Annotated in this window: 12 protein-coding genes; 7 read left to right on the top strand and 5 right to left on the bottom strand. The window is 70.8% G+C overall.

What is annotated here, in order from left to right; genetic code table 11:
• Positions 1-8: 8 nt before the first annotated feature.
• Complete coding sequence (locus AWQ71_RS00150; protein WP_067124592.1) at positions 9-497, bottom strand: Lrp/AsnC family transcriptional regulator; 489 nt, start codon at positions 495-497, stop codon at positions 9-11.
• Between the two features lie 220 nt (positions 498-717).
• Between AWQ71_RS00150 and AWQ71_RS00145 the strand changes: the two genes are divergently transcribed.
• From AWQ71_RS00145 to AWQ71_RS00120, 6 genes are all read left to right on the top strand, one after another.
• Positions 718-2,151 carry a gamma-aminobutyraldehyde dehydrogenase gene (locus AWQ71_RS00145; RefSeq protein WP_067124589.1) on the top strand — a complete coding sequence of 478 codons (1,434 nt, stop codon included), beginning with the start codon at positions 718-720 and terminating at the stop codon, positions 2,149-2,151.
• Positions 2,152-2,199: 48 nt separating this feature from the next.
• Positions 2,200-3,342 carry an ABC transporter ATP-binding protein gene (locus AWQ71_RS00140; RefSeq protein ID WP_067124586.1) on the top strand — a complete coding sequence of 381 codons (1,143 nt, stop codon included), beginning with the start codon at positions 2,200-2,202 and terminating at the stop codon, positions 3,340-3,342.
• 28 nt (positions 3,343-3,370) lie between these two features.
• Positions 3,371-4,630 carry a polyamine ABC transporter substrate-binding protein gene (locus AWQ71_RS00135; RefSeq protein WP_067124583.1) on the top strand — a complete coding sequence of 420 codons (1,260 nt, stop codon included), beginning with the start codon at positions 3,371-3,373 and terminating at the stop codon, positions 4,628-4,630.
• A complete protein-coding gene (locus AWQ71_RS00130; RefSeq protein ID WP_067124581.1) occupies positions 4,627-5,490 on the top strand; it encodes an ABC transporter permease in 864 nt (287 codons plus the stop codon). Before AWQ71_RS00135 ends, AWQ71_RS00130 begins: the two co-directional genes overlap by 4 nt.
• Entirely contained in the window at positions 5,487-6,266 is a 780-nt protein-coding gene (locus AWQ71_RS00125; RefSeq protein WP_067124579.1) for an ABC transporter permease, read from the top strand. Before AWQ71_RS00130 ends, AWQ71_RS00125 begins: the two co-directional genes overlap by 4 nt.
• 160 nt (positions 6,267-6,426) lie before the next feature.
• Positions 6,427-7,821, top strand: coding sequence for an NAD(P)/FAD-dependent oxidoreductase (locus AWQ71_RS00120; protein ID WP_084258230.1), 1,395 nt, complete (start codon positions 6,427-6,429; stop codon positions 7,819-7,821).
• A 60-nt stretch (positions 7,822-7,881) separates the two neighbouring features.
• Here the strand turns inward: AWQ71_RS00120 and AWQ71_RS00115 are convergent, their stop codons facing one another.
• The 4 genes from AWQ71_RS00115 to AWQ71_RS00100 all read right to left on the bottom strand — a co-directional run bounded on the left by AWQ71_RS00115 (position 7,882) and on the right by AWQ71_RS00100 (position 13,629).
• Positions 7,882-8,763 carry a phosphotriesterase family protein gene (locus AWQ71_RS00115; RefSeq protein WP_067124573.1) on the bottom strand — a complete coding sequence of 294 codons (882 nt, stop codon included), beginning with the start codon at positions 8,761-8,763 and terminating at the stop codon, positions 7,882-7,884.
• Between the two features lie 9 nt (positions 8,764-8,772).
• Positions 8,773-9,429 carry a DUF998 domain-containing protein gene (locus AWQ71_RS00110; protein ID WP_067124570.1) on the bottom strand — a complete coding sequence of 219 codons (657 nt, stop codon included), beginning with the start codon at positions 9,427-9,429 and terminating at the stop codon, positions 8,773-8,775.
• A 158-nt stretch (positions 9,430-9,587) separates the two neighbouring features.
• The gene (locus tag AWQ71_RS00105; protein WP_067124567.1) at positions 9,588-10,313 is read right to left on the bottom strand and encodes an SDR family oxidoreductase; all 726 of its coding nucleotides are present in this window, start codon (positions 10,311-10,313) and stop codon (positions 9,588-9,590) included.
• 133 nt (positions 10,314-10,446) lie between these two features.
• Positions 10,447-13,629 (bottom strand): ATP-binding protein, encoded by a 3,183-nt coding sequence (locus AWQ71_RS00100; RefSeq protein WP_067124564.1) that lies wholly within the window; start codon positions 13,627-13,629, stop codon positions 10,447-10,449.
• Positions 13,630-13,715: 86 nt separating this feature from the next.
• On the opposite strand from AWQ71_RS00100, the gene AWQ71_RS00095 reads away from it, so the two are divergent.
• The gene (locus tag AWQ71_RS00095; protein ID WP_067124561.1) at positions 13,716-14,966 is read left to right on the top strand and encodes an FAD-binding oxidoreductase; all 1,251 of its coding nucleotides are present in this window, start codon (positions 13,716-13,718) and stop codon (positions 14,964-14,966) included.
• Positions 14,967-15,034 lie beyond the last annotated feature (68 nt).

Genomic DNA, 15,034 nt, shown 5'->3' with positions numbered 1-15,034 from the left:
TGGCGCGCCTATCTGGTGCCCCAGGTGTAGGTCTGCTTGTGGAGCTTGAGGTAGACGAAGGTCTCGGTCGCCCGCACCGTCGGGATCGCCCGTATCTTGCCGAGGATCTCCAGGAGGTGGCTGTCGCCCTCGCAGACCACCTCGACCATGATGTCGACGGAACCGGCCGTCAGCACGACGTAGTCGATCTCCTCTATGGAGGCGAGCTCCTGCGCGACGATGTCGAGGTCGCCCTCGCACTTGATGCCGATCATCGCCTGGCGGGGAAAGCCCAGCGTCAGGGGGTCGGTCACCGCGACGATCTGCATGACGCCCTGGTCGAGCAGGCGCTGCACGCGCTGTCGCACGGCGGCCTCGGACAACCCCACCGCTTTGCCGATGGCGGCGTACGGCTTGCGCCCGTCCATCTGGAGCTGCTCGACGATCTGCTTGGAGATGTCGTCCAGCACCACCGGACCGGATTTGGCGGTCGAGCGTACCTTGGGTGGAGTCGTCATCCCGGGGGAGTTCCTCTCTCGGAGGGGTCGAGTCAGGCCTGACGCCCCCGTTACGGGGCGGTTCCTGACATGTTGCCTTCCTGGTGTTACATGCTGTCAGTTCCATCGTTCCTGTCAAGCGATTTCGTAGCAGTTTGGTATCTTCGCCACGAAATCCCTTGTTAAGGCCAAGTTATTCTGTCAGAGTCGCGACAACCAGCACACCTCCAGGAGGTCAAGGGTGACCACCCGTCTGCAGAACTTCGTTAACGGGAAGTTCGTCGACGCCGTGAGCGGCCGCTTCTCCGATGTGATCGACCCCACCACCGGTGAGGTCTACGCTCAGGCCCCCATCTCGGGCCAGGAGGACGTCGACGCGGCCTATGCGGCCGCCGCCGCCGCTTTCGAGACGTGGGGTCAGACCACTCCCGCGGAGCGCTCCACCCTGCTTCTCAAGATCGCCGACGCGATCGAGGCGCGGGCCGACGAGATCAACGAGGCCGAGTGCCGGAACACCGGGAAGCCGCGCGCCCGCATGGCGGAGGACGAGACGCCCATCGCCGCGGACCACTTCCGCTTCTTCGCCGGTGCCGCCCGGACCCTCGAAGGCCCGACCGCGGGTGAGTTCCTCGCCGACCACACCTCGATGATCCGGCACGAGCCGATCGGGGTCATCGGTCAGGTCACCCCGTGGAACTACCCGATGATGATGGCGGTCTGGAAGATCGCGCCGGCGCTCGCCGCGGGCAACACCATCGTCCTGAAGCCGTCGGACACCACCCCGGTCTCCACCGTCAAGCTCGCCGAGATCATCGGTGACGTCCTCCCCGCCGGCGTCTTCAACGTCGTCACCGGCGACCGGGAGACCGGCAGCCTCGTGGTGGGTCACCCCACCGCGTCGATGGTGGCGATCACCGGCTCGGTCGGCGCCGGCATGGCCGTCGCCCGCTCGGCCGCCGACGACCTCAAGCGCGTCCACCTGGAGCTCGGCGGCAAGGCCCCGGTCGTGGTCTTCGAGGACGTCAAGGACATCAAGGCCGTCGCGGAGGCGATCGCCGGAGCCGGTCTCTACAACGCCGGCCAGGACTGCACCGCCGCCTGCCGCGTGCTGGTACAGGAGAGCATCCACGACGAGTTCGCCGCCGCGCTGGCCGAGGCCGCCGCGGCCACCCGGCTGGGCGGGCTGGACGACGAGGAGGCCTACTTCGGCCCCCTCAACAACGCCAGCCAGCTTGAGCGCGTCTCGTCCTTCTTCGAGCGGCTGCCGGAGCACGCCAAGGTGCTCACCGGCGGTCACCGCGTCGGCGAGAAGGGCTACTTCTTCGCGCCGACCGTCGTCGACGGCCTCCAGCAGGACGACGAGATGGTGCAGAACGAGGTCTTCGGCCCCGTCATGACCATCCAGACGTTCTCTGACGAGGCGGACGCCCTGGCCAAGGCCAACGGCGTCAAGTACGGCCTGTCGGGTTCGGTGTGGACCTCCGACCACGGCCGGGCGATGCGCATGTCCAAGCGCCTCGACTTCGGTGTGGTCTGGGTCAACACCCACATCCCGTTCGTGTCGGAGATGCCGCACGGCGGCTTCAAGCACTCGGGCTATGGCAAGGACCTTTCGGTCTTCGGACTGCACGACTACACGCGCGTCAAGCACGTGATGCACTACATCGGTGAATAGGCCGGGCGGCGCGACCGTACGGCCTCCTGAAAGAGGGATATGCCTGGAATGACAGAGATCCAGGCGGGTGCGGGGGTAGCCGGCGAGGCTACCTCCGACCAGGTGCCCGCCATCGAGCTCGACGAGGTCGTGAAGGAGTACGTCTCACACGGCGAGGTCGTACCGGCCGTCAAGGGCGTCAGCATGACCATCGGCGAGGGGGAGTTCTTCTCCCTCCTCGGGCCGTCGGGGTGCGGCAAGACCACCTCGATGCGGATGATCGCGGGCTTCGAGGAGCCCACCCGGGGCGTCGTCCGGCTCCACGGCCAGGACGTCACGAACGTTCCCCCGAACAAGCGTGACGTCAACATGGTGTTCCAGTCCTACGCGCTCTTCCCCCACATGAACGTCTGGGACAACGTCGCGTTCGGACTCAAGCGCAAGAAGGTGCCGGACGGCGAGATCCGGCGCCGCGTCGGCGAAATTCTGGAGATCGTCGACCTGGTCGGCCGCGAGAAACGGCGTCCCCGGGAGATGTCCGGCGGCCAGCAGCAGCGCGTCGCGCTCGCGCGGGCCCTGGTCAACCGGCCGCGCGCGCTCCTCCTCGACGAGCCGCTCGGCGCGCTCGACCTCAAGCTGCGCCAGCACATGCAGATCGAGCTCAAGCGGATCCAGCGCGAGGTCGGCATCACGTTCGTCTACGTGACGCACGACCAGAGCGAGGCGCTCACCATGAGCGACCGCATCGCCGTCATGAACGACGGTCTCGTCGAACAACTCGCCGGCCCCCGGGAGATCTACGAGCGGCCCGCGACCAAGTTCGTCGCGGGGTTCATCGGGACGTCCAACCTGCTCAGCGGCGTCGTGCGAGCGGTGAACGGATCTTCCGCCGTGCTCGCGCTCGGCCCCGATGACCGGGTCGTCGTGCCGATCAGGGAAACCGTCGCCGAGGATGACACCGTCGAGCTGACCGTGCGCCCGGAGAAGATCACGATCTCCACCGAACGGCCCGAAGGCGACCTTAGCATGGTGGAAGGGACGGTCTCCGAGGTGGTCTACCTCGGGACCTCCAACAGCTACGCGGTCGCCCTGGCGGGCGGGGCGGAGATCACCGTCTTCCAGCAGAACGCGCACGACAGCACCACCACGGCCGAACGAGGCGACACGGTCTGGCTGTCGTGGCAGCCGCAGCACTCCTACGCGCTGCAGTAACACCTCTCGACACGGGAGCAAGAACCCCATGAGCAACCCCTCAACACCGGACCCGTCGTTCCTCCGGGGTCTGACCCAGCGCCGCCTCGGCCGTCGCGACGCCTTCCGGGTGGCCGGTTTCTCCGCCGCCGGTCTCGCTCTCGCTGCCTGCGGGGTGAAGGGAAAGGGCGTGGCCCGCCCGACCTCCTCCGCCGAGGCGCAGTCCGAAGTGGAGAAGTACTGGGCCGGCAAGGTGAAGAACGGTCACATCGACTTCGCCAACTGGCCCCTCTACATGGACCCCGACCACCCCGAGCTGAAGAAGTTCACCGAGCAGACCGGTATCACGGTGACCTACAAGGAGGTCATCCAGGAGACCACGAGCTGGTTCGCCAAGATCCAGCCGCAGCTCGCCGCCGGGCAGTCCATCGATTACGACCTGATGGTCGTCACCAACAGCATCCAGCTCACCCAGCTCATCAAGCTCGGCTACCTGGTGCCCCTCGACCACGAGAAGCTGCCGAACTTCACCAAGAACGTCGGCGAGCGGTACAAGAACGAGTCGTTCGACCCCGGCAACGTGTTCACGGTGCCGTACGCCTCGGGCATGACCGGCATCGCCTACAACCCCAAGTACATCGACACCCCGCCGACCAGCTACGCCGCGCTGTGGGATCCGAAGTACAAGGGCAAGGTCGGCATGATGTCCGACTCCCAGGAGATCGCCAACTTCGGCATGTTCGCGCTGGGCATCGACCCGGAGAAGTCCACTCCGGCCGACTGGGAGAAGGCCGCGGAGAAGCTCCGGCAGCAGCGCGACTCCGGGATCGTCCGAAAGTACTACGACCAGTCGTACATCGACCCGCTGGCCAAGGGTGACATCTGGCTCTGCCAGGCGTGGTCGGGCGACGTCTTCCAGAAGAACCTCTCCGACGGCACGGACCTCAAGTTCGTGATCCCCGATGAGGGCGCCACGATCTGGACCGACAACTTCATGATCCCGAAGACGGCCGCCAACCCCGTGGACGCGATCACGCTCATCGACTTCTTCTACGAGCCGGCCATCGCGGCCAGCATGGCGGAGTACATCAACTACGTCCCGCCGGTCCCGGCGGCGCAGGAGATCATTCGCGCCGACGCGGCGAAGGCGACCGGCGAGGACAAGAAGACGCTCGAGATGATCGCCGACAGCCCGCTGGTGTTCCCGAGCGCCGACGTGTACGCGAAGCTGCGCACCTACCGGACGCTCGCGGACGCCACCGAGCAGAAGAAGTTCGAAGGCATCTTCCAGCCGATCACGACCTCATGAGAAGGCTGAGGGCGGCGCTGACGCCGTACGCGCTGATCTTCCCCGGCGGTGTGTGGCTCGCGATCTTCTTCGTGGTCCCCACCGTGGTCATGCTGTCGCTGTCGCTGCAGTCGGGCAACGTGGCCGACGGGTTCGTCTTCACCTGGAACTGGCAGTCGTACGTCGACGGGCTGACGAACTACCACGACCAGATCATCCGCTCGCTGGTCTACGGCCTGGCCGCGACTCTGATTCAGATCGTCATCGGCTTCCCCGTGGCGTACTGGATCGCGTTCAAGGGCGGTCGGCACAAGTCCGTCTACCTCTTCCTGCTGCTGCTGCCGTTCCTCGTGTCGTTCGTGCTGCGGACGATCTCGTGGCAGTTCCTGCTGTCGGACAACGGCATGCTGCTCGGCCCGCTGAAGGACCTGGGGCTGCTGCCCCACGACTTCCGCGTCCTGGCCACGCCGTACGCGGTGATCGGCGGCCTGGCGTACAACTTCCTGCCGTTCATGGTGCTGCCGATGTACGTGGCGCTGGAGCGGATCGACCCGCGGGTGCTGGAAGCGGCCAACGACCTGTACGCCAACAAGTTCCAGACGTTCCTCCGGGTGGTGCTCCCGTTGTCGCTGCCCGGCGTGTTCGCCGGGGTGCTGATGACGTTCGTGCCGGCCAGTTCGGACTACGTCAACGCCTCGGTGCTCGGCGGCACGAACACCACGATGATCGGCAACGTCATCCAGAACCAGTACCTCGTCACACAGGACTACCCGACGGCCTCGGCGCTGTCGTTCACCCTGATGGCGCTGCTGCTGGTCGGCATCTTCGCCTACGCCAAGGCGCTCGGCACCGAGGACGTGCTGGAGGTGGCGGCACGATGAGGCTCTTTCGCGGCCGCTGGCTGCAGATCTACACCTGGCTGGTCATCGCCTGGCTGGTCGTCCCCATCGGGGTGATGGTCCTCTTCGGGTTCAACGACACGAAGGGCCGCTACAACAGCACGTTCCAGGGCTTCACCCTGAAGTGGTACGGCAAGCTCTTCGAGATCGGCGACCTGACCCAGGCGCTGGTGAACTCGCTGCTCATCGCCGTGCTGACGATGCTGATCGCGGGTGTGCTCGGCTCGCTCATCGGCCTCGCGCTCGGCCGGTACCGCTTCCGCGGCTCCGGGACGATGAACGTCATCATGTTCGCGGCCATCTCCTGCGCCGAGATCGTGATGGGCGCGTCCCTGCTGTCGCTGTTCGTCACCCTCGCCGTCCCGCTCGGCTTCTGGACGATCGTGATCTCGCACGTGATGTTCTCGATCTCGTTCGTGGCCATCACGGTGCGGGCGCGGGTGATGACGCTGGACGCCTCCCTGGAGGAGGCGGCCCGGGACCTCGGCGCGGGCACCTGGACGACGTTCCGGCTGGTGACGCTGCCCATGATCTTCCCGGGCGTGCTGGCCGGGTCGATGCTGGCGTTCGCGCTGTCCATCGACGACTTCGTCATCACCAACTTCAACTCGGGCGGCACGGTCACGTTCCCGCTGTGGATCTGGGGATCCACGCGGGTGGGCATCCCGCCGCAGGTCAACGTGATGGGTACGTTGATCTTCGCGGCCGGGTTGCTGATCGCCTTCGGCAACGCGCTCATCGCGCGCCGCCGCCGCTAGACCCCGGTTGAGCCCCCTCGCCCGGCGAGGGGGCTCAACCACGTCCACGTCACAGGCACTCAGGGAGAGGTGAGATCGGAGCGAGGGGGATCCCGCGCGTGACCGGCCGTCTCGGGGCCACGCAACCAATCAACACGTGACACGTAGGGAAGTGAAATCTGTGGATCCGCTGAAGGCGCTTGCTGACGCGGAGCGCACGCCGTACTGGCTGGACCGGCCAGGGGCACCGGAGCCGTCACCGTGGCTCACGAACGACACCACCGCCGACCTGGCCGTCATCGGAGGTGGATTCTCCGGTCTGTGGACCGCGCTGATGGCCAAGGAGCGAGACCCCTCGCGGGACGTGGTCCTGCTGGAGGGCAAGAGCATCGGCTGGGCCGCCTCCGGACGCAACGGGGGCTTCTGCGCCGCCAGCCTCACCCACGGCCTGCTCAACGGCCTGGCCCGCTGGCCCGACGAGCTTCCCACCCTGGAGCGCCTCGGGCAGGAGAACCTCGACGAGATCGAGGCGACCGTCGAGCGGTACGGCATCCGCTGCTCGTTCGAGCGGACCGGGGAGATGAACGTCGCCACCGAGGAGTGGCAGCTCGAGGGGCTGCGCGAGGCCGAGCGCGCCGCCCGCGACCTCGGTTCCGAGCCCGTCTATCTGGACCGCGACCAGGTGCGCGCGGAGGTGAACTCACCCACCTACCTCGGCGCGCTGTGGGAGCGGGACGCCGTCGCGATGGTGGACCCGGCGCGGCTCGCGTGGGGCCTGCGGGACGCCTGCCTCCGGATGGGAGTGCGCGTCTTCGAACACACCCCGGCCAGGTCCGTCTCCGACGCCGGGGAGCGGCTGGACATCGTCACCCCGCACGGGACCGTCCGGGCCCGCCGGGTGGCCCTGGGCACGGGCGTCTTCCCGCCGCTGCTGCGCCGCCTGCGGCATTTCCTGGTCCCGGTGTACGACTACGTCCTGATGACGGAGCCGCTGCCGGACCACAAGCTGGCCGAGATCGGCTGGCGGAACCGGCAGGGCATCGGCGACTCGGCCAACCAGTTCCACTACTACCGGCTGACCGACGACAACCGGATCCTGTGGGGCGGCTACGACGCCGTCTATCACAACGGCGGCCTGATCAAGGACGGGTACGACCAGCGGGACGCGACCTTCGAGAAGCTGGCGCGGAACTTCTTCACCACGTTCCCGCAGCTCGACGGCGTCCGCTTCACCCACAGGTGGGGCGGTGTGATCGACACCTGCAGCCGGTTCGCCGCCTTCTACGGCACCGCCTACCGCTCCCGGCTGGCGTACGCGGTGGGATACACAGGGCTGGGGGTGGGGGCCACCAGGTTCGGGGCCAACGTCATGCTGGACCTGCTCGGCGGTGAGAGCACCGAGCGGACCCGGCTGCGCATGGTGCGGACCAAGCCGGTGCCGTTCCCGCCCGAGCCGGCGCGGTCGGGGGTCATCCAGCTCACCCGCTGGTCGATCGCGCGGGCCGACGCCCACGAGGGGCGGCGCAACCTGTGGCTGCGCACCCTCGACGCGATGGGGCTCGGCTTCGACTCCTGACGGCACGCGGCGGCGTCCTGCGCTCCATCCAGGAGCGTAGGACGCCGTGTCAGACACGACTTAGCGGTCGAGACCGGTGAGCCAGCGCAGCGTGTTGCGGCAGGTGATGAGCTCCAGCGTGCTGTCGTCGATCCCGGCGGCGCGCATCGCGGGGACGACCTCGTCGAACAGCCGGCCGTACCCGTGCCCGCCGTAGTCCCGCAGGTGCCCCTGCCGGGACACGCCGCTGCTCAGCAGGACGTGTGCCGCGTGGCCCGCCTCGACCAGCGCGAGCGCGTGCTCGGCCTCGGTCACCCCGACGTACGCGCCCGCCTCGGCGATCTTGCGCTGGACGAGCGGGTCGGTCGAGCGGGCGCTCAGCCGGGTGGGCGGGACACCCTCGGCCAGCAGGGCTTCCAGGACGCCGAGGCCGTCGGCGGCCACCGGGAGGTCGGTGCGGGCCGAGGCCCGCGCGGCGGCGGTGAGGGCGCGCGCCTCGGCCGCGGTCGGCTGCTCGCCCCATGTCGCGGCCACGATGACGCCGGGCCGGGCGGCGGTGCCGTCGAGGCCGGTCCCGATCTCCTTGAGCAGGTCGGCGGTGAGGTCGTCCACGCCGTACCGGCGGATCAGGTCGCCGCTGAACGGCTCCGGGGCGAACCCGGTCGCGGCGACGACCGCGACCCTGGCCGCCGTGGCGATCCGCGCCAGGGCCGTCACATCACGCTCCATGCCGAGGCAGCTGTGCTCGACGACCAGGGCGAGCCCCCGCTCCCGGCCCAGCTCGGCCAGCTCGGAGGTGACGTGCGTCTCCTCGTCCAGCCAGCGGTACGGGTCGGAGTCGCCGCTCGTGCCCCAGCGCGTGTCGGTGCGCAGGTGCTCACCCGGAAGGACGGGTCCTTCGATCAGTGAGACGGGCAGGGCGCCCGTGACGGTCTGGACACGGGGGAAGTACGCCTCGGACATGCCGGGACACTAGCGGATGTTTCCCCTGGCGAGCGACCCAGAGGGGGTGGACGGTACGGCGCGGGCCGGACGACCGCGCGTGGCCGCCGCCGCCATGGCGAGCACGAGCACGACGTCGGAGATCACCAGGGCTCGCTCGGCGAGGCCGTAGAACGCCGCGCCGCCGATCGTTTCGGCGACGGGGGAGCCCGGACGGCCCAGCAGATACGCGGCCAGGGCGAGCACGGAGCCCAGGCTGACCGCGTCGAGCACCCGGCCGGCCGTCCGCCAGCCCGGCAGCGCCCTGGTCTGCCTGGCCAGGATCCAGGCCGCGCACGGCAGGCCGGTGAAGACGAGCGCGATGGACCAGCGGTGGATCTCGGAGGCGTCGACCGGCCACAGGGCGGCCAGCGTCAGCGCCACCGCGACGCCCGTGAGCAGCACCCGCGCCGCCGCGCTCCGCGCCGGCTCGACCCTGGCCAGCGCGCTGACGAGTCCGGCGATGCCCGCCGTCAGCGAGAGGACGCCCAGCGCGAGCAGGGGACCGGCCCCCTTCACCCAGGCGTAGCCGGCGACCGGGGCGACCAGCGGGTCCACGGCGCCGGGGTAGGCGACGTGCAGCCAGATCATGACGCTGAGAGCGAGGATCGGACCCGCGACCGCGATCCGCCCACCCGTTCCGCTCACCGTTCCACAACTCCTCACCGGCGTGCTGCTCGCCCCCACGCCGCCGCCGGAGCGGGTATGGGGGATCACAACTGAGCCTGCTGCACGCCGGCGGTCGCGGCCATCGGGGATCACCCTGAAACGGGCGGGGATTCGCCGGTCCCGGTCTCAGGGACGCCTCAGGTCATTGTCTTGCCGCCGTTGACCGCGAGGCGCTGCCCGGTGACGAAACGGGCGCGGGGGGAGGCGAGGAAGGCCACGGCCTCGGCGACGTCGGCCGGCGCTCCCATGTGGCCCGCGGCCACTCCGTCCAGGTAGGCGTCGAAGTCCGCCGTGGACAGGCCGGCGTGCCGCTCCACCGGGATCCACCCCGGCTCCACGGTGTTCACCGTGATCCCGTAGGGGCCGAGCTCGCGTGCCCAGGAGCGGGTGAGGCCGTGCATCGCGGCCTTCGCCGACACGTAGTGCCCGAACTCCGGGTTGCCGAGGTCGGCGACCTCGCTGCCGATGTTGACGATCCGGCCCGCGCCCGCCTCCCGCATCGCGGGCAGTACGGCCTGCAGGATGAGCAGCGGCGCCTTCACGAAGAACCGAAGCTGGTCCAGGTGGTCGTCCCAGGTTTGCTTCTCGACCGGCAGCAGGGGTTGCGGGCCGGTCGCGTTGTTCACCAGGACGTCCACCTGGCCGATTTCGGCGATGCCCCGCCGTACGGACTCCTCCTCGGTCACGTCGAAGCGGGCGAGCCGGGCGGAGCCGCCGCCGGCGTGGATCCGCTCGACGACGCGGGTCGCCCCGGCGGTGTCGTGGGCGTAGTTCACGGCGACGTCCCAGCCGTCGGCGGCGAGCCGCTCGGCGATGGCGGCGCCGAGCCCCCGGGACGCTCCGGTGACGAGTGCGGTACCCATCGGGCTCCTCTCGGTCCGGGAGGGACCGCCGCTGGCCCGCGATCTCCTCCGTCTGCGGGGAACGACCCTCTCACAGCGCCGTCGTGCCCCGGCAGGGAGGTGGGAGCGTTCCCAAAGTGTGTCGGAGGCAGGTTCAGTCCAGATAGGAGCGGCTGCGTGGCGACCACGCGACCAGGCCGAGTCGTTCCTCGGCCTCGACGGCGCGCCGGGCGTGGTCGCGGGCCGTCTCCTTGTCGCCCATGGCGGCGGCGAGACCGGCGAGCAGGCTGTCCACAGAACCGCCGCAGTCGAGGCCTACTCCGGCGACGGCGAGCTCGCCCGCGTGCGGGAGCAGCCTCGCGTAGAGGAGGGCGGGGTCGGGGACGCCGATCAGGGCCGACACCGCCGACCACAGCCCCATGGGAAACATCCATGTCCAGTCTTCCGGGGGTGGCGCGAACCAGCGGGCAGCCAGGCCGCGCGCCTCGTCCTCCCGGCCCGACTCGGCGAGCGCGAGAACCGCCGCCGGCCGGCTGATCGAGAAGCTCCATGGCACGTTCTCGGCCATGCCCAGCAGGGAGCCGGACATCGCCGCGAGGGTGCCCCGCGCCCGCGCCAGGGCGATGTCCGTGGCCAGCCGCGCCCAGGTGAGACCTGGCGCGCCGGTCAGTCCGATCAGCCGCAGGCCCTCGTCCCTCAGCCTCTCGGAGTCGTCGCAGCGACCGGAGAGGAGGGCGACCGTCGCCTCCGCCAGCCGGAGCTGCCCGGTCAGCTCGGGAGAGCGCAGCTCGGCGGCGAGATCCCGGCAGCGGGCCAGCTGCACGTCCAACGCCGTGAGGTCCCCCGCTCTCGTCACCTCGAAGACGCGTTGCATCCGAAACGCGAACTCCTCCCGGCGGGCGCCGCGCCGGGCGGCCAGGTCGATCGCCTCGATCGTCACCGGGGGCGTCCTGGCGAAATGGGACGGCCCATGGCACGCGTGCAGAAAGGCGTTGAACGCCAGCGCGAGCAGGTCCGGATCGTCGAGCCGCCGGGCCAGGTCGAGCGCCTGCTCGGCGTAGGCCGCGCAGTCGGCGACCCGGTCGCTGTAGCGCAGCTCCAAGCCGAGCGTCGCGAGGATCCGCACCCTGGTCGCGTCATCCCCCGCCGCCGCTCCCAGTTGGCTCTCCAGGAACCCCACCACGGCGGGTTCGTGCTCGCCGTACTCGCGGCTGCCCCACGTGGTGACCCCGATGAAGGCCGTCGCCGCCGCGATCACCCGCGTCGGGTCGTCGAGGGCGGTGGCCAGCGCCACGGCCTCTTCGATGGCCTCGTGCGCCTTCGCGTGCTCGCCCGCGTCGCGCAGCGCCCGCCCCAGGTCCACGAGCACGTCACAGCGCATCGGCAGCTCGGCGTTCCCGATCAGGACGGCCGCCGCGTCGCGCAGGTGGGCGACCGCCTCCGACCAGGCCGTCTGTCGTACGGCGAGCGCGGCGGCGGCCCTGGCGTATCGCACTGACTTCTCCGGGTCGCCGAGCGGTCCCGCGGCGAGATAGTGCAGCGCCAGCGCGGTAGCGCCGGCGCCGGTGGCCTCCAGCGCGTCAGCGATGCGGGCGTGCAGTCCGCCGCGCCTCACCCTGCCGAGCGAGTCGTACAGGGCGTCCCTGATCAGCCCGTGGCGGAAGCGGTAGCCCCACGAGTCGGCGTCCTCCACCAGGAGCCCCGCGCCCAGTGCGGGGTCGAGCGCCACGAGCAGCTCCTCGCCGGTCATCCGGGCGGCCTGGGCGAGCACCGCCGGGTCGAGCGCCTCGCCCGCGACGGCGGCGAGCGTGAGCGCCTCGCGGGTACGCTCCGGCAGGGCCGAGACCCGCTGCGCGATCACGTCGCGCACGCCCTCCGGCACGCCGCCCACGGTGCCGCCGCCGCGCACCAGCGACACCAGCTCACCGAGGAAGAACGGGTTGCCGCCGCTGCGCCCGGCCAGCTCACCCGCCAGCTCCGGTTCTCCCGGGAGCGCCCGCTCGACATAGCGCGCGCACGCCTCCTCGGGCAGCGCTCCCACGGCCAAGCGCTCGACCGCCGGAGCGGCGAGGACGGTGCCGTCCCTGGAGGTCACCACGAACAGGAAGGGCAGCCGGGCGAGGTCACCCGCGATCAGCCGGAGCAGCTCCAATGACGACGCATCCGCGCCGTGCGCGTCCTCGAACACCACCAGCCGGCGCTCGGGCCCGGCGGCGAGGGCGGCCAGGACCGCCTCGTAGACCTGGAACCGGTCCCCCTGGGGGAGCGGGCGCTCGCCGGTCACCACACCAAGGGCCGCGTTCGCCGCCGGGCCGCCGAGGTCGCGGAGGACCTGCGCCCACGGCCAGTAGGCGGGAGCGCTGGTGGCGTCCACACAGCGCACCCAAGTGGCCGGGACCCCCGACGCGGCGGCGAATCGGCGGGCCGACTCCGCCAGCGTGGTCTTCCCGATGCCCGGCTCGCCGGCCAGCAGCAGGCAGCCCCCGGCGATCCGCAGCCCCTCCACCCGGTCCCGCAGCACGGCCAGCTCACGCTCCCGGCCGACCGGCTCGTCTGGTGTGCTCGCGGCGGTGGCGGGTGCCGCCGGGGCGCTCTCCCACCGGCCGCCGACCGGCAGCGACGGGTCCTGGGCGAGGATCGCGGTCTCCAGGCGGCGCAGCTCCGGCCCGGGATCGATGCCGAGTTCGTCCGCGAGCAGGGTCCGGCACCGGTGATAGGCGGCCAGGGCGTCGGCCTGCCGCCCGTTCGCGTACAGCGCCCGTACGAGCTGCGCCCAGCGGCGCTCGCGCAGCGGCTGCCGCGCGATCATGCTCTCCAGTTCGGCCACGGCGCTCTCGGCTCGGCCGCCCGCCAGCCACGCCTCGGCCCGATCCTCCGCCGCGGCCTCGTAGATCTCCATGAGCCTGGTCCGGTACGGCACGGCCCACGCGGCATCGGCGAACTCGGCGAGCGGCTCTCCCCGCCACAGCGCGAAGGCCGCCTCCAGGTCGCCCCGGGCCACCAGGTCCTCGAAGGCGAAGGCGTCGATCTGCTCGGGGGCGACGTCGAGGAGGTATCCGGTGCCCCGGGTCAGCAGGACCGCCGGGCGGTGGCGCGGCCTGCGCTCGGGCTCCAGCGTCTGCCGGAGCTGCGCGACGTACGCCTGGAGTGTTCCGAACGGCGTGGACGGAGGCCGGCCTCCCCAGAGCCGCTCGACCAGGGCGTCGGCGGGCACGACCCGGCCCACGTCGACGAGGAGCAGGGCCAGCAGAGCGCGGCGCATCCGAGCGGTGATGTTCAGCCGCCGCTCGGTGTTCCAGACCTCCAGATTGCCCAGCAAGCGGAAGGAGAATGACATATCGGCAATTGAACGGGCACTGACTTGCGTCCCGCTAGTCCGAGTCCTTCAGTCGCGCCCAACCGCGCCCGTCCACGCTCGTCCCCATGAGAATTCTGCAGCCGGGAGACGCCGGATACGACCAGGAGACAAGCGGGTTCAACCTCGCGATCGCGCACCGCCCCGACGCGGTGGTGCCCGCGGAGTCGGCCGAGGACGTGATCGCCGCCGTACGCCGCGCCGCCGATGCGGGCCGGCCCGTCGCGGTCATGGGCATGGGGCACGCGCCCGGCCTGCCCGCCGAGGGCGGCCTCCTCATCACGACGCGGCGGATGAACAACGTCACGATCGACGCCGCCGCGCGCACCGCTCGGGTCCAGGCCGGAGCCCGCTGGGCGGACGTGGTCGGCCCGGCCTCCGAGTACGGCCTGGCGCCGCTCTCCGGGTCGTCCCCCGGGGTCGGCGTGGTCGGATACACCGTCGGCGGCGGCATCGGCCTCATGTCCCGCACGTACGGCTACGCCGCGGATCGCGTACGCGCCCTGGAGATCGTGACCGCCGACGGGCGGCTCCGGCGGGTGAGCGCCGACCAGGAGCCTGACCTGTTCTGGGCGCTAAGAGGCGGCAAGGTCACCCTGGGCGTGATCACGTCGATGACGTTCGACCTCCTGCCGCACGCCCACGTCTTCGCCGGAAGCCTGATCTACCCCGGAGACGCGGCGCGCCAGGTCTTCCGCGCGTACGCCGACTGGACGCGCGGCCTGACCGAGGAGACCACGACGTCCGTGGCGCTGCTCCGCCCGCCGGGCGGCGCGCCGCCCCTGGTCGCGCTCCGGGTCGTGCACACCGGCGCCGACGGCGACCGGGTGGTGGCTCCCATGCGCGCCGCGGCTCCGGTGCTGGCCGACGCGCTCGGCGACATGCCGTACCGGGACACGCACCTGGTCTACAACGACCCCGAGGGGCCGGTGCCCTCGTGGGGGCGGGGCATCCTGCTCGACGACGTGGACACGGACGCGGTTCTCGGCGCCGCCGGCGAGTCACTGGTGGTCGTCGAGATCCGCCATCTCGGCGGGGCGATGGCCCGCGACGCGGGCAACGCGGTCGGCTGGCGCGACGCGGCCTACAGCCTGTCCACCCACACCGTCGCCTCCCCGGAGGGGGCCAAGGCGGGCGACACCCTGATGGCGGTGGCCGGTCCCCGGCCCGCCCAGGTCAACCTGCTGGGCCTGACCGGCGACGCGTTGCGCGAGCAGCTCAGGGTCGCGTGGCAGCCGGAGACGGTGCGGCGGCTGGCGGAGATCCGCCGCGCCTACGACCCGCGGGGCGTCTTCCGCTTCGGCCACCCCGTGGAGTGACGCGGAGTTGACCGGCCGGCGGGACGGGAGCGCCCGCCGCGCCGTACCGCCCCGGTCCGCAGTGCCGT

Origin of the sequence: Microtetraspora malaysiensis, from assembly GCF_001528665.1 — a bacterium.
Classification (GTDB): Bacteria; Actinomycetota; Actinomycetes; order Streptosporangiales; family Streptosporangiaceae; genus Microtetraspora_A; species Microtetraspora_A malaysiensis.
Note: the sequence above shows the minus strand (reverse complement) of the source record. Positions and strands in the feature narration are given on the sequence as shown.

What these genes read in the sequence shown, in the direction of transcription:
- AWQ71_RS00150 (WP_067124592.1), bottom strand. Translation starts at nt 497, where the DNA reads ATGACGACTCCACCCAAGGTACGCTCGACCGCCAAATCCGGTCCGGTG.
- AWQ71_RS00140 (WP_067124586.1), top strand. Translation starts at nt 2,200, where the DNA reads ATGACAGAGATCCAGGCGGGTGCGGGGGTAGCCGGCGAGGCTACCTCC.
- AWQ71_RS00135 (WP_067124583.1), top strand. Translation starts at nt 3,371, where the DNA reads ATGAGCAACCCCTCAACACCGGACCCGTCGTTCCTCCGGGGTCTGACC.
- AWQ71_RS00130 (WP_067124581.1), top strand. Translation starts at nt 4,627, where the DNA reads ATGAGAAGGCTGAGGGCGGCGCTGACGCCGTACGCGCTGATCTTCCCC.
- AWQ71_RS00125 (WP_067124579.1), top strand. Translation starts at nt 5,487, where the DNA reads ATGAGGCTCTTTCGCGGCCGCTGGCTGCAGATCTACACCTGGCTGGTC.
- AWQ71_RS00115 (WP_067124573.1), bottom strand. Translation starts at nt 8,763, where the DNA reads ATGTCCGAGGCGTACTTCCCCCGTGTCCAGACCGTCACGGGCGCCCTG.
- AWQ71_RS00105 (WP_067124567.1), bottom strand. Translation starts at nt 10,313, where the DNA reads ATGGGTACCGCACTCGTCACCGGAGCGTCCCGGGGGCTCGGCGCCGCC.
- AWQ71_RS00100 (WP_067124564.1), bottom strand. Translation starts at nt 13,629, where the DNA reads ATGTCATTCTCCTTCCGCTTGCTGGGCAATCTGGAGGTCTGGAACACC.
- AWQ71_RS00095 (WP_067124561.1), top strand. Translation starts at nt 13,716, where the DNA reads ATGAGAATTCTGCAGCCGGGAGACGCCGGATACGACCAGGAGACAAGC.